11 protein-coding genes are annotated in these 14,580 nt (G+C 48.5%); 6 read left to right on the top strand and 5 right to left on the bottom strand.

What is annotated here, in order from left to right; translation table 11 throughout:
* Positions 1 to 138 precede the first annotated feature (138 nt).
* The 5 genes from NOC_RS10675 to NOC_RS17485 form a co-directional block, all read right to left on the bottom strand.
* On the bottom strand, positions 139 to 1,131 hold the full coding sequence (locus tag NOC_RS10675; RefSeq protein WP_002811029.1) for a PEP-CTERM sorting domain-containing protein: 993 nt from the start codon (positions 1,129 to 1,131) through the stop codon (positions 139 to 141).
* A 356-nt stretch (positions 1,132 to 1,487) separates the two neighbouring features.
* Positions 1,488 to 2,168 (bottom strand): acyltransferase, encoded by a 681-nt coding sequence (locus NOC_RS10670; protein WP_002810419.1) that lies wholly within the window; start codon positions 2,166 to 2,168, stop codon positions 1,488 to 1,490.
* A complete protein-coding gene (locus NOC_RS10665; protein ID WP_002809343.1) occupies positions 2,141 to 3,412 on the bottom strand; it encodes a glycosyltransferase in 1,272 nt (423 codons plus the stop codon). Before NOC_RS10665 ends, NOC_RS10670 begins: the two co-directional genes overlap by 28 nt.
* Positions 3,405 to 6,209 (bottom strand): XrtA/PEP-CTERM system TPR-repeat protein PrsT, encoded by a 2,805-nt coding sequence (prsT, locus tag NOC_RS10660; RefSeq protein WP_011330826.1) that lies wholly within the window; start codon positions 6,207 to 6,209, stop codon positions 3,405 to 3,407. Before prsT ends, NOC_RS10665 begins: the two co-directional genes overlap by 8 nt.
* Positions 6,210 to 6,674: 465 nt before the next feature.
* Entirely contained in the window at positions 6,675 to 6,890 is a 216-nt protein-coding gene (locus NOC_RS17485; protein ID WP_155814713.1) for a hypothetical protein, read from the bottom strand.
* A 335-nt stretch (positions 6,891 to 7,225) separates the two neighbouring features.
* Between NOC_RS17485 and NOC_RS10655 the strand changes: the two genes are divergently transcribed.
* The 6 genes from NOC_RS10655 to NOC_RS10630 all read left to right on the top strand — a co-directional run bounded on the left by NOC_RS10655 (position 7,226) and on the right by NOC_RS10630 (position 14,573).
* Complete coding sequence (locus NOC_RS10655; RefSeq protein ID WP_011330824.1) at positions 7,226 to 7,852, top strand: XrtA/PEP-CTERM system exopolysaccharide export protein; 627 nt, start codon at positions 7,226 to 7,228, stop codon at positions 7,850 to 7,852.
* Positions 7,853 to 7,866: 14 nt separating this feature from the next.
* Positions 7,867 to 9,468: an XrtA system polysaccharide chain length determinant gene (locus tag NOC_RS10650; RefSeq protein ID WP_002809848.1), complete on the top strand. Its 1,602-nt coding sequence runs from the start codon at positions 7,867 to 7,869 to the stop codon at positions 9,466 to 9,468.
* A gap of 232 nt (positions 9,469 to 9,700) precedes the next feature.
* The gene (locus NOC_RS10645; protein ID WP_002808739.1) at positions 9,701 to 10,594 is read left to right on the top strand and encodes an XrtA-associated tyrosine autokinase; all 894 of its coding nucleotides are present in this window, start codon (positions 9,701 to 9,703) and stop codon (positions 10,592 to 10,594) included.
* 45 nt (positions 10,595 to 10,639) lie between these two features.
* Complete coding sequence (locus tag NOC_RS10640) at positions 10,640 to 12,145, top strand: hypothetical protein (protein WP_011330823.1); 1,506 nt, start codon at positions 10,640 to 10,642, stop codon at positions 12,143 to 12,145.
* A 511-nt stretch (positions 12,146 to 12,656) separates the two neighbouring features.
* Positions 12,657 to 13,508, top strand: coding sequence for an XrtA system polysaccharide deacetylase (locus NOC_RS10635; RefSeq protein WP_002809078.1), 852 nt, complete (start codon positions 12,657 to 12,659; stop codon positions 13,506 to 13,508).
* A 6-nt stretch (positions 13,509 to 13,514) separates the two neighbouring features.
* Complete coding sequence (locus NOC_RS10630; RefSeq protein ID WP_002810978.1) at positions 13,515 to 14,573, top strand: FemAB family XrtA/PEP-CTERM system-associated protein; 1,059 nt, start codon at positions 13,515 to 13,517, stop codon at positions 14,571 to 14,573.
* Positions 14,574 to 14,580 lie beyond the last annotated feature (7 nt).

The following is a 14,580-nucleotide window of genomic DNA, read 5'->3' as shown; positions in this document are numbered from 1 at the left end:
CCAAAAGGTGGGAAATGGTAACAGCCTATAGGTGTCAAATTTTTTGACACCTTCTTTTTAGTTGTGGTGTAAAAGAAAGAGAGGGGCCTATTCGGCCCCCCGAAAGTACTACAGCATGAGCGCCTTAAATTTTTATTCTTAGCGGCGGCGCTTGCGGGTGCCGGCAAAGCCCAGGGCGGCTAAACCCGTGCCAAGCAGAAATATCGAAGAAGGCTCGGGAACAGTAGTAGTGGTGACTTTAAGGTTAGAGATAGCATCTTGCTGGAACTCAAAATTAGTGGTGTTGAAGCCGTTAATATCGCCAGAACTCATTCCGAAACTGATATTATTGGGGCCATTGCAAGCAGCGTTAACCGTGCCCCCACCCGCTGCACCGGTGAAACAGTCGGCTGGGTTGGTGTTATTGAAAGGGTCGATTAGGCTGGTATCAAAATTTATCATCTTAAGTTCTAAGCTGCTGATCGCGCCAGTGAAGAAAGCCGAGTCAAAGCTGCTAACGCTAATGTTAATTGTGGCGCCTCCACTACCAGTGACGCTGCGTATCCCTGGGCGATCATCATTGCCGAAATTATCTAAGGGTTGGGCATCCCCAGGGTCGCCGGTGAAGGGCGCCAGGGTTTCGTCATTGTCAAAGTTGCTTGTCCCGCTGCTTACTGTACCAGACAGGATCTTGGTGCCATTATTAAAACCTGTTCCCTCCAGATTGTCATTGTCATCGTCCCCATACCAGATTTCGAAGAAGTTGGTGCCTCCTCCAATCGCACTAAAACTGGCGGAACGGGCGGTGGGATCCACGCTTACGACTTCTTCCCTAAAGCCGAGCACAAAGGTCCATTGCTCGCCGGAGCCGATAAAGGTTCCATTGGCATTGCCGCTAGCATCGTTAAAAACGCTTAATTCGGCATGGGCATACTGGGTAAAGGTATCGCCTACAGCGATTTGGTCCGGTTTGAAAGAACCCCCTTCATCTGGAACCGCTAGGGCGCTGCCCGCGTTCCAATCAAGGGCATGCACATCGATAGCGTTAAAAGCACCTCCTCCGCCGTCGGGATCGATAAGCAACGCGTGGGCGTTGGTGGTTCCCAGCAAGATGCCGAGAGCGACTGTGGTTGTGAATGTTGTCTTTTTCATAATTTTTGCCTCCTTACAAATACACTCGCGATAATTATTCAATGAGTATCATACCTTAAAGCACAATTTGTGCCATTACTAAAATTAATTTTCGAAATCAAATAGATAATATTTTTTGATACACAGAGATATTTATGTTTTTATTATATTTGTAAAGGTTTTTGACTCGGTTGCTGTTGACTTCAGGGTATCCCCGAGCAAGCAATACATTTCCCCCGTCTGTTGGAAAGGAGTCAGGGGAATCTGAAGCCTTGCCTGCTGCAGGTTGCGCATAAGCCCGCTACAACTTTCGCTGTGCACTTACCTTAATAAAGTACAGAGTGGGCTGGAGATTTTTAACCTTTATTTCTGGACGACTATTTTGGGTGCCTTCCTTGCCGCGGACGCAACAGGCGGGCGGGAACGCCTCCCCACACCTCGCCACTGCCCAGTTGAGTTCCCTTGGGAACAACCGCTCCGGTAGCCACAATCGCGTCATCACCCACGTTGACGCCCGCCAGCAGAACCGCGTTAGCACCAATGGTTACGTTATTCCCAATCTGAATAGGGTAGTGAGCAAGCCGTTTACCTTCAATCACATGCGGTATTAATAAAGTATTCTGTCCAATAAGGGTATTGGCGCCCACCTGTATAAAAGGTGGATCATGAATAATCCCTTGACTGTAGGTGTTATGACCCAAGCGGGCGCCAAGTGCAAGGTAAAATACACGCATGAGGGGTGCGGGAGGCAAGCCGCTACGCATGATGGGATAGAAAAGAAGCAGATAGAATAAAAGGTAGATATGGTAAATAGACTCTTGCCGCGAGTGTTCGGGGATCTCGCCTTCTTGCAGGGGCATAAGCCGCAAAAAAAGCCGGTAAAGGGCGATAGCATAAAGATACACAAAGATAAGAGCTCCGACGACAAGAACAATGCCACGAAAATCCCCCAGTTCCAAGCCGCCTAGCAATAAATAGGCGGTGCCTATGCCCAGAATAAGCGCGGCAGTGAAGAAAGATAAAAATATAATTATCTGGCTGAAACCGATTTTGCGCATAATTTCCTCGAGAACATCCGGCCTAAAATGGAGTTAAACTTATCGGAGGCGTTGTAGTTGGACAATAAGTCCGCTAGACGGGTAGCGGCCTGAGCATAACGAGGCTGGTCTAGCATTTGGCGTGTGGTGGCGAGAATATGCGCCGTGGTCACGTTTGCCGCCCGCCGGAGTTCGCCCGCGCCTGCGCTTTGCACCGCCTCCATATTGAGGTGCTGGTCAAGGTTATTGACAATTCCCAACACTGGCACACGCTTTATGAGCGCTTGTTGGGTCATAAGGCTGCCGCCATTACAGATCACGAGGCTGGCGCGGGCTGTTGCTTTATCGCCGGGAAGATAATCCGCTATAAAGGCATTTTTTGGCGGGCTAGGGAGTTTGATTCGCCCCGCCGTTGCCACCAGGAGAGTGATAGGCAGATCGGCTAGCGCCTTTAACATCTCCGGTAATAATTGACTTTGCCCAGAACTGCCCAAGCTCACATAGAGAACGGGTTTGTCCGCAGGTATTTTCTCCCACCAAGCAGGAAGAGGGACTGCGGGCGACCAAAGAACCGGACCGAGATAATGATGCCCGGAGGGGAGATCGATGGTCGGCGCCAGCGCTGGGATATCGGCATAAAGTGTGTGATCGGCATAGGTGTAGATATGGCGTAAATCCAAGCTTATCTTGGGTAAGCCATATTCGTGCCTGATCTTATTTAAGGGCAGAGCATGATAGGCAAAGGCCAGGGGCTGGATGGCGTTAAACAGGTATTGTGCCGCCTTGATTCCGATTATCTTTGCTAAAGGAATATCCGGTACGGGAAAACGCCGTTTAGCATACGGACTCCAATAAGCATTAGCAATTGTCATATAAGGAATTTGAGCGAGCGGCGCGCTAACGGCTAGGGACAGACGAAAATCCCCTACGATCACATCCGGGCTTACTTCCTTGATTACCTTCGCGTCTTCGTTGACATAAGCGCGTAGTGTATCAGCCCTATAAACGGGACTGCCCTTGGAGAGCGCCTCAAGAAATTTTTCGCTAGCAAGAGAATGAATGGGGTGCCAGATAAATGGGAGCTTGCCCAGTAGTTTGTGATACCTTGCGTCGCACGCAAAATGAACCTCATAAAGAGCCGGGTTCAGATTCTTTGCCAGGGCCACTGGCCGCGCCACATGCGCCAATGTCACGGCTTCAGCAAAAAAAAGTATTCGCCGCCGCTTGCTTATCGAGCTAATTGGCCCGGTGCTGGAGTCAATCATTTAGTGATTTGCTTAAGGTTTGACGCAGCGCATGGGCTTCCTTTTTCTTGGCAAAGGGTTGCTTTGCATCTAAGATCCCATCGAGCACTTGCCGGGCCTGGGCACTTTCTCCATTCTGCGCCAGAGCCAAGGCAAAATGGTACCGAATAGTTAGGTTCTCAGGCGCCCTGTCCGAGGCTTTCCTGAGCAAGCGTAGGCTGCGTTTTGCTTCACCCTTTTCTAAAAGCAACATCCCCAAGGTGTCCATGACGGGTGGTGCATTAGGAGCCAGCTCCAAAGCCCGCTCAGCATATTCTAAAGCTTTGGCCGGATCGTTTTTGCGCAGCAGCCAGGCCAGGTTATTAAGGGCCACCACATTATCTGGCGCTCGCTTGACTACTGTAGTAAAAGCTGACGCTGCCTTCTGTTCTTGTTTAAGTGCTAGATAGAGATTAGCCAAATTATACTGCACTACCATATCCTCCGGATGCTTTTTCAACCAATCCTCTAGGGTCGCCAAGCTCTCATTTTGATTCCCCGCCTGGAGTTGGGCGTGCGCAAGATTGACGATGATTTGACTGGTGGGGGAGCGTTTTAGTGCTTCCCTGAAGGCTATTATTGCGTCCTGAGGCCGGTTCTGACGCATGGCCAACCAGCCTTCCTGGGCCAGCACTTCCGGATGTTCTGGGTAGGCCTGTTTTAATTCCTGGAATAGCTTATTAGCCGCTTCAGGTTGATTCTCCTGCATCAGCAGGCGAGTCATGGCGATTTTAGAAAGAGTATGGTTGGGGTTCAGTTTAAGCGCTTGTTCGAGCTCTTTACGGAGCTTATCCGTATTATTTACCGTGGCATAAGCTTTGGCCAGAAGGTAGTGGGCTTGGGCCGACTGGGGCTGGACCTCCACCAGTTTCTGAAAGGTTTTTACCCCATCCCGTAGCTGGCTGTTTTCCAGTTGTGCCGTTCCCACCACGAGCAATAATGCCGGATGAGCAGGATAAAGATCCTGGATTTCCCGCGTGATAGCAAGACTCCGGGCGGGCCTACCTTGCTCCAAATAGTAACGGGCTAGCAATACCCGAGGTTCTAGGGCTTTAGAATTTTTCTCCATAGCCTGCTCTACCCAGTTCTTTGCTTTCTCCGGATGGCCCTGCTGTGCTTCTAGCGCACTGAGCTTGAGCAATGTTCTGAGATGACCCGGATGGTATCTGAGCGCTTCTTGGTAGAGAGCGTGGGCCTTCTCAATATTTCCCTTTTTGATGGCCAGCATGGCAAGATTATGAGTCGCTGATGGATCACCTGGAGCGATTTCTAAAGCTTGGCGAAATGCCTCCTGGGCTTTGCTTTCTTCTCCTTTGCCAAGATAGGCGGCGCCAATTAGATTTATGGGCAGGGGGCTGTCTGGTTGTTTCTCTCTCAGTCGTTTAGCCGCTGCAAGAGCTTTATCGAATTCCTGGGCCCGCAAGTGGCCAAGGATTATTAACCGGTCGGCCTGGGGGAGTTGAGAGTCTAATTCGATGGCTTTTTCCAGAGCGCCAATGCCTTGCTCATGTTCCCCGGACATCATGAAGCCAAGCCCTAGTTTCATGTAGGCTGCCGCCGACTCTGGCGTTTGCGCGGTGACTTTTTGAAAGTAGGCAGCGCTCTTTTCAGGCTTGCCTTGCCCTAGGATTGCGCTTCCTAGTAAATCCAGGGCGGCAGTATCATTGGGATTTTGGGCTATAATAGGCTCTAGGATAGCTTGGGCGCTCGTATAGTTGCCCTCGCGAAGACGTATCATGGCCAGAGTCTTAGCCGCAGTATCGGAATGGGGAAAACGCTTTAGGAACTGATTTAAGAGCTGTCCAGCTTGCGTTAACTGTCCTTGTTGGTAATAGGCGATACCGGCGTAGAATACTGCAGGCATGTATTCTGGATTTTTGCTTAGTGTTTTCTGGAAGCTTGTTAAAGCGTCAGCGTACTGCTGCTGCTGGAAATGTAATAATCCCTGGGCGTAGGTTACTCCTGGATGATTGCGCGCGCGTTTACTCAGCGTTTCCAAATCGCTGGCCGCGCCCTCATAGTCTTTCAAGTAAATGCGCACCAATGCCCGGTTGAGCAGATCGCTGGCATTATTGAAGCGGTGGGCAATGGCTTTCCCATAGGCTTGTTCAGCGGCTTCCCCGTTTCCTTGATAACGCTCTAGGTCACCTAGCAGACTCCAGGCGGGAGCGAAACTTGGCGTAGTCTGAAGGACTTTTTCCAGCCATTGCCGGGTCTCTTCCAGGCGGTTTTGCACTGCGGCGATTCGTGCTTTTCCAAAACCGGCCTCCGGGGCAGCAGGGTTAATGGAAAGGGCGGATTCGTATGATTTTTCTGCTTTTTCAAGTTCTCGTAGTCCAAGATAGGCATGTCCCCGTAGGGCTAGCAGCTCTGCCTGTTCATCTTCGGGAAGGGCAGGGTAATCGGTCGAGGTTTCAATGGCAGTTTGAAATTCTCTTTGCAAGAGGGCAGCGCGGGTTAGATAAATAGCCGCAGCTTCGGAGGCTAACCCGAGGCTGAGAGCTCGCTTTAGTTCTTTTTCGGCGGATGGCCCATCACCCGCTTTCACGTAGGTTTGACCTAGAAGCCAGCGCGCCTCTTGATTGTCTGGTGTTTTCTGGAGGGCATTTTTCAATTCGATAATGGTGGCCCTTATTTTTCCCTGATCCTGATATTCCTTGGCGCGTGAGATGTGCTCTTCGGGGGTGAGGTTGGAATCCCCGCTGCAGCCTGTTAACAGGGCAATTGCTAATAATAGTGAGCAGATTAGGATCATAGGGCTTATTAGTGGGCTCGGCATGGGCAACCTCAAGAAATATTGTGTGGATATTATGTTGTATCGTTATTTCATTATCGTACAAAATAGTCAGCTTCTTTAACATACTTTTCGATAAATAGTACGTTTGGGTAACACCATGGGGTATAGTCGCGTACAGATTCCCATTTTCGGGCTTGCTAGATTCTAGAAATTCGAGTGAATAGGGATGACGGTGCGCTGGTCAGGCTTTCAATGGGTTATTTATATAATTATAATATTAAGTTAATTATATAATAGACAGGGAATTTTTATCTTCGCAGCGAAGATAAAAATTCCCTAGAGGTTAAGGTATCTATAAAGGACGGCCAACTGTTCATGGTCAAATCGAGCAATCCGCTGAATATCCACTGGAACTTCAAGAACGGTCTGCCGCCAGAGCCCCTCTCTATCACGATTTCTAAGGACGCAGCGGGACGCTATTTTGTGTCTATGCTGTGCGATTAAGTCCTAGGCCGATAAGACAGCTGGCATCGTCCGGGTCTGAAAGACATGTTCGTCACGGGCGAAGGATTCAAATCCGACACCCCCAAGTACGCCGAGCAGTACGAGGGCGTTGCCCCACCCAAGGGTGCGGGCATATGAAAGAGACGCTGCCGCTGGACGTGCGTGAAATGGCGATGGATCTGTCCCTCGTTCGGGACGAACGAGCCATGACTGTGACATCGCGGCGGCGCTCCTAGCCTCTGGAGCGGCTGGAACGGGAGCGACAACATGGGTTATTACTTGGGGAGGAGGGTGTGTTGAACGAGGAAAGTTCTTGGAGCGATCCAAGAACCCTCGTCCGACAGGGTGGGAAGAAGTTAGAACAAGAGACCTAGGCAGGATTCATCCATATTTAACTGAACTTAATTAGGCCCAACTGATTTTGTGGCCTGAATTTAGGACTGTGCGGGGGAGATAGCCGCCAAGGCTGCACTCAGGCGGTAGGTAATCGACCAGAATTTTAAGTAAACAGTAACGATTCTGTAGTGTATACAGGAAAAGTTAAGGTCAACTATATGCATCTTAGAAGCCATAAATTTATTGGGTGCTTGCTCATATCCTTGATTGCAGCGGCTATCTTTGGCTGTGCCAGTAATAAGCCACCGGCCCCTGTTGTAGCGGCTCAAGAAGGACAGACGCCTTACTATATTATTGGTCCTGGAGACCAGGTAGATATTTTTGTCTGGGGTAACGAGGAACTTTCAAGCAGTATTATTGTACACCCTGATGGGCGCCTAACTTCACCGTTGGTTGAGGATCTTCAGGCAAGTGGTAAGACACCGACTGAGCTTGCCCGGGATATAGAAAAAATCTTGTCTCGTTATGTGAGAGCGCCTATTGTTACCGTTATAGTAAATGAGTTTATTGGACGCTTTAGCGAACAGGTTCGGGTGGTAGGTGAAGCGGCTGATCCTAGTGCTCTCAGCTATCAAGAGCATATGAGCTTGCTCGATGTGATGATTGAGGTAGGAGGACTCACGGAATTTGCCGCTGGCAACAGTGCAACCCTCGTTCGCACGGCAAATGGCCGCGAAAAGCAGTTTTCGGTACGGTTGGATGATTTGATTAGAGATGGAGATATTACCGCTAATGTAGAGATATTACCGGGCGATATACTGATTATTCCCGAGGCTTGGTTTTAAAAGGATAAAGACTCATGCATGAGCTGTGGTTACAGCTATATAGTTATTGGTGCGGGATTTGGCGTTACCGTTGGTATGGCGTTCTAATGGCATGGGTGGTGGTGATTGTGGGTTGGACATATGTGATCCAGATGCCTGATAGATATGAATCCTCAGCACGAGTTTATGTCGATACTGATTCGCTACTGCGCCCCCTTTTGAAAGGATTGGCTATTCAGCCTAATGTAGACCAAAGGCTTAGAATAATGACTCAGACTTTATTAAGCCGGCCTAATTTAGGAAAGGTACTCCGTCAAACCGATATGGATTTGTCCGTGACCACGCCGGAGCAGGAAATCAAACTCCTTAACCAGCTTGAAAAAAATATCCATATAAAAGGGGCGAGAAGAGATAATCTATATACAATTGCATATGAAAATACTGATCCTCAACTTGCACAGCGGGTGGTGCAGGCCATATTGAATATTTTTGTGGAAAGCACTATGGGTGCCTCCCGTAAAGATAGTAATACTGCTCAACAGTTCATTGGCCAACAAATTAAAGAATATGAAAAACTGCTTCGTACTGCTGAACAAAGGTTAATGGACTTTAAGCGGGAGCATGTAGGCATGATGCCCAATGAAAAGGGCGATTATTATCAGCGTTTGCAGACTGCGGTAGAGAATTTACGTACGGCGCGCACTGAGCTTAATATGGCGATAGGGCGCCGGGATGTACTTAAACGTCAATTGAGAGGAGAGGAACCGGTTTTTGGATTTGGAACAGGTGGAACAGGAACCTCGTCGAAAGATAGTAGTCCTGCGGGTATGCGTATTCAATCCTTGCAAGCGGAACTAGATGAGGTGTTGCTCAAGTACACGGATAAACATCCAAAGGTTTCGGCGATTAAAGAAACTATTGCGATGTTACAAAAAAGAGAAGAGCAGCAATTTTCTTTGCCGCAGAAGCAGCAAGGTGAAGGAGAAGAAGCTAATGAAGCGGGAGAATATGCAGTGGGGGGTAACTTTTATTATCAGCAAATGCAGATTTCTCTGGCAGAAGCGGAAGCCAATATTGCTTCTCAAGAAGCGGAAGTTAGCGCCTTAGAGAAAGATGTAGAACGGTTGCATGAGCTCGTCGATACTATTCCTAAGGTAGAAGCGGAATTAGCTCAGCTAAATCGTGACTATGGGGTTTATAAAAGCAACTATCAGCAACTATTAACCCGCCTAGAATCAGCGAAAATGGGTGAAAGGGTGGAAGAGTCGCCAGATAATGTTAAGTTTAAAATTGTGGAGCCGCCTATACAGCCGCTCCTCCCTTCTGGTCCTGACCGCCCCTTGTTATTAACGTTAGTTCTGGTGGTTGCGGGAGGTGCCGGAGGGGCTTTGGCATTTTTTCTTTCCCAATTAAGGCCCGTTTTTTATACCCGCCGGGATTTAGAAGAAGCGACGGGGCTTCCCGTCCTAGGCCCGGTATCAATGATATTATCAGGGCGTATTTTATGGAAGCATCGGCTTAATCTGGCGTTTCTTCTTACTTTTCTAGGTCTTCTCATCGCTGGATATGGATTATTGGTATCCAATTATCTCTTTGGTATCAAAATGTTCGACACAATTAAGCATTCGCTTTTTTAGTGCCCTAAAATTCCCTAAATTTAAGAGTAATAATTCAAACTATAAATATCTTACTAAATTAAGGTGAGACCCCGTTTTTCCGGGGGTAATTTAACTGATTAAATGCGGCCTATCTTAATAGAGAGAGGAAGTTTATCTTTATACAATTACGAGAAGAGCAAAACGTAGATTGTATTTTGACTAAGGATTGCTGGAGACATTGTCGGTAGAAAAAAATTAAGGAATATTTTTTATGAGTAGCATTGAAAAAGCGATGGAGCGTAAAAACATAATCGGTCAAGAAACTTTGACTCCTGCAAGTGCAACCCCTCTCTCTTCGAATTCTTTAGAGCAACAGCCAGCGTCCCCCAAAATACGGGTTAGGCCGGGAGAGAGAAGATCCCAAATGCATCAGTTAGATTTAGAGGCGCTGCGCCAAAAAGGTTTTATCGTACCGGCTGAACCCCAAAGCCGGATTGCGGAAGAGTATCGCATGATAAAAAGACCTATTCTGAAAAGAGCACTTGACGGCAGCGTTAATTCCGATGAATACAGCAATGTGATTATGGTGACGAGTGCACTTTCGGGGGAAGGGAAGACCTTTACTTCAATCAACCTGGCGATGAGTATTGTGATGGAGTATAACCATACTGTTCTTTTAATAGATGCAGATGTGGTGAGACCGCAGCTAACCCGCACTCTTAGCCTTACGGAAAGGACCGGTTTGGTGGAAGTGCTGAGGGATCCTACTCTAGATTTAGCTGACGTGATGGTGCGTACTAATATTGACAACCTTCGTGTTGTGGGAGCAGGAAAACCTTATTCCCGTTCAACGGAGTTGCTTGCCAGTAAACAGATGGCGATGTTTGCAGAAGATGTTTCCCGGCGCTATCCAGAGCGAATAATTATTATTGATAGCTCGCCTTTGCTTGCAGCTAGCCAGCCCAGTGCATTGGCTCATCTCATGGGCCAAATTGTATTGGTAGTTGAAACCGGACGTACCCCACAAACCGCTGTCAAGGAAGCGCTTTCCCTGCTAGATCAATCTAATAAATTGATCTGGTTGGTGCTGAATAAAAATCGGCAAGCATCAGGCCAGGATTATTACGGCGGCTATTACTACGGCAGCTATTCCAATGGCAAATAATGATTATCTTGTTAGGGATTTCGGATATGTCAGGGATTTTTCTTGATGTGCGCAAGGAGGCACTTTAACCTTATTGGGGGAGGCGTATTTTTACTTTTTGGAGCCTGTGCTAATGGGGCAGAATGGAGGTTTACGCCTCTACTAGCCGGGGGGGAGATTTATACGGATAATGTCACTTTAGCTCCCAGGGGAGAGGAAGAAAGTGACTTTATTACCCAAATTACTCCAGGTTTCTCTCTGCGGGGTAGGGGTAGCCGGCTCCAGCTAGGAGCCAACTACCTCATGCAGAATCTGTTTTTTGCCAAGGACGGCGATCGAAATACGACCTTTCACCGGTTTCTCGGATTGGCTAGGGCAGAATTAGCTAAAGATCACCTATTTTTTGATTTGCGAGCTACTGTTTTTCAAGCTCTGATTTCTCCTACAGGTGCCGCACCACCATTTCGCGGTTTTGGCGGTGGCATGGGCGGTGGCATGGGCGGTGGCATGGGCGGTGGCATGGGCGGTGGCATGGGCGGTGGCATGGGCGGTGGCATGGGCGGTGGCATGGGCGGTGGTAGAAGCGGAGTTTGTAGCAGCGGCGGTGGTGGTTTCGGCGGCGGTGGTTTCGGCGGTGGTGGTTTCGGCGGTGGTGGTTTCGGCGGTGGTGGTTTCGGCGGTGGTGGTTTCGGCGGTGGTGGTTTCGGCGGTGGTGGTTTCGGCGGTGGTGGTTTCGGCGGTGGTGGTTTCGGCGGTGGTGGTTTCGGCGGTGGTGGTTTCGGCGGTGGTGGTTTCGGCGGAGCAGGAAATTCCTTTGCAACCGGTAATATTAGCACTGTTGCAACTTTACAGGCATCGCCTTTCTACTGTTGGCGATGGGGAAATACCGCTTCGGGCCAGGTACGCTATCAACGCCAAGAAGTTTTAGTTGCTCCTGAAGGGAGGCCGACAAGAAATGCGGATAGAATATTCGGGGTTCTACGGAGTGGCTCCCGGTTTGACCGTTTTCGCTGGGCGTTTCTTACGAACCAGCGTTACTCTCATCGTGAGGATTCCCCAACAGTTCGACTTGCCAACTATCTTTTTAGACTCCAAATGCCTCTTTTCCGTCGGGTATCGGCTTTTGGGATATTGGGTTATGAAGATAATGCATTTAGCCGAGGGCTTGGAGATGGAAGCACCAGTGGAATCCGATGGAACGTGGGTCTTTCTTATAATCCCTCCCGTAGGACACGGATAATAGGGGCGGTTGGCCAGCGTTTTTTTGGTACTACTGCCTTTGTAAGGGCAACCTACGGAACCAAACGTAACATTTTTAATGCTTCTTATAGTCAGCGATTTTTTACCTTCGATCAATTGTTATTTCAACAACCGGATTTTACCGATGGCCCGATAAATACTTTACCGACGGTTACGACGGAGACTTTCCTGAGCACGCGTACCATGTTGTCCTGGACTCACCTGATGACCGAGAAAACCCGATTGTTAGTGCGCGGTTTTCAAGTAAATCGGGAGTTCCAGGAGAGCGGTGAAGAAGAGGATCTGAAGGGGGGGAACCTATTTTGGATCTAGAATTTTTCCTCGCGGACGAATATCTTGGCGGGTGGCATGTGGATGCATCGTTCTTTTCCGAGTACTTCTCTGGATCCTTCCCGCTCGGATAATCTCTGGAATGTTTCTCTTGGTATAAGGCACAGGTTTAGCCCAAAATCGGGGTTATCCTTGCGTTATGTTCATGGTCAGCGAAATTCTACGGATTCTGAGAATGATTTTGGCATGAATATGGCGTCTGCAACAGTATTCATGCGTTTTTGATAGCTAAAAGATATTTTAGAAACTTGTGTTAATTTAATTTAAGCCGTTATATAGCTTTCAAGAACAGAAAACGTAATTCTTGCTCTGTTTTTGGTATAGCCGGTGAGTATTTCTTACGCTTTTTTTCTTGGGGAAGAGAAGATTAAGAAGCCGTTTCGCGACTTTTGCGGTGATCTACCCTAGCCTTTTTTAAAGACGAGTGGTTAAGCTTGTTTCTGGCCTTCTTGCGAAGGAGGGCGGTAGCGTTTCTAAATAAAGGAGCTTTTCTTTGAAGCAGCCAGAGCCAATCACTAATGCCATGACTGTGGATGTGGAAGATTATTTCCAGGTATCCGCCTTTGAAAATATTATTGCACGAGGCGGTTGGGATAAGTTGCCTTGCCGGGTTGAGCAAAATACTGATCGGATACTGCAGCTTTTTGCTGATCGGGAGATATCTGCTACTTTTTTTATGCTAGGTTGGGTGGCAGAGCGCTACCCAACCCTTATACAGCGTATCGTGGAAGCGGGCCATGAGCTTGCTTCCCATGGTTTCTCTCACATACGAGTAACACAACAAAATAGAGACGACTTTCGTGAGGATGTATCCCGTACCCGTAAATTACTAGAAGATCTCTCAGGCACCGCTGTGAGGGGTTATCGGGCGGCAAGTTATTCCATCGGCAGAAGCAACCTGTGGGCGCATGAGGTGCTTGCTGAAACAGGTTATCTTTATAGTTCGAGCATTTATCCGATACATCACGATCTATACGGCATGCCCGAAGCGCCCCGCTTTGCGTTTTATCCTCCAGCAGCCCCCTCTCTTCTCGAAATTCCGGTAAGCACCGTCGAGTTATCGGGGCACAAATTCCCCTGCGGCGGTGGTGGGTATTTTCGCCTTTTTCCTTATGGTTTATTTCGCTGGGCAGTACGCCGGGTTAACCAGCTTGATGGCCAGCCCTGCATTTTTTATTTCCATCCTTGGGAGATAGATCCTGAACAGCCGCGCCAGCGGGGGATCAGCATGAAAACACGTGTTCGTCACTATCTTAATCTCCAACATATGGAGCAACGATTATTATGGCTAATAGGCGATTTCCGTTGGGATCGCATGGATCGCGTTTTTTTGCAGCAAGATTAACGAATAATGAAAAATGAAGCATTGTGCCTTAGTGATGCGCGTCCTCTGACGGTCTGCGTTTTAACCAAAAAAGAAGAAAATCGCTGGGATGAGTTTGTGGAAGCCCATCCTGAAGCAACCTTTTTCCATCTGGCGGGCTGGCGGGAGGTGCTGGAACGAGCTTATGGACATGCAACCCATTATTTCTATGCTGAGCAGGATGGCAAAATTGTGGGCCTGCTCCCCTTGGCGCGTATTCGCAGTCGACTATTTGGTGATGCACTTATCTCAACGCCTTTTTGTGTCTATGGTGGCGCGGTGGGATCACGGGAGGCATGCGATGCACTGGAAGCCGCCGCCTATCGGGTAGCCTGGGATCTAGGGGTGGATTATCTTGAACTACGTAACCTTCAACTTCGTCACTCCGATTGGCCCTGCTCTGAACTTTACGTGACATTTCGCAAGAATATTGATCCTGATCCAGAAAAGAATCTTGCAGCTATTCCTCGCAAGCAACGAGCGATGGTACGTAAAGGGATCAAAGCGGGATTAACCAGCAGCACAGACTCGGATATAGAACGTTTCTTTCTGATCTATTCTGAGAGCGTCCGTAATTTAGGGACTCCAGTTTTCCCAAAGCGCTATTTTGAAATCCTTAAGACCGTATTTGGAGATCGCTGCGAAGTGCTGACCATCTTTCATGAAGGGACTCCAATAAGCAGTGTCATGAGCTTTTATTTCCGCGATGAAGTACTTCCCTACTATGGAGGAGGGCTTGCAGGGGCTCGGGAATTTAAGGCCAATGATTTTATGTATTGGGAATTAATGCGCCGGGCCTCGGAGCAGAGTGTGCGTGTTTTTGATTATGGGCGAAGCAAGTTGGATGCAGGTTCCTATCGTTTTAAGACCCACTGGGGGTTTAAACCTCAGCCCTTGCATTACGAGTATAAATTAATTAAGGCAAATAAAGTTCCTGAGAAGAATCCTCTCAACCCCCGTTATCGTCTCTTTGTGGAAGGATGGAAACGGTTGCCCATGCCTCTCACCCGGTTAGTGGGACCCTGGATTGCCCGGGATCTTGGGTAAGGGCGGA

It is taken from the genome of Nitrosococcus oceani ATCC 19707, from assembly GCF_000012805.1.
Lineage (GTDB): Bacteria > Pseudomonadota > Gammaproteobacteria > Nitrosococcales > Nitrosococcaceae > Nitrosococcus > Nitrosococcus oceani.
The sequence above is the reverse complement of the archived record's forward strand: the minus strand, read 5'-3'. Positions and strand labels throughout refer to the sequence as shown.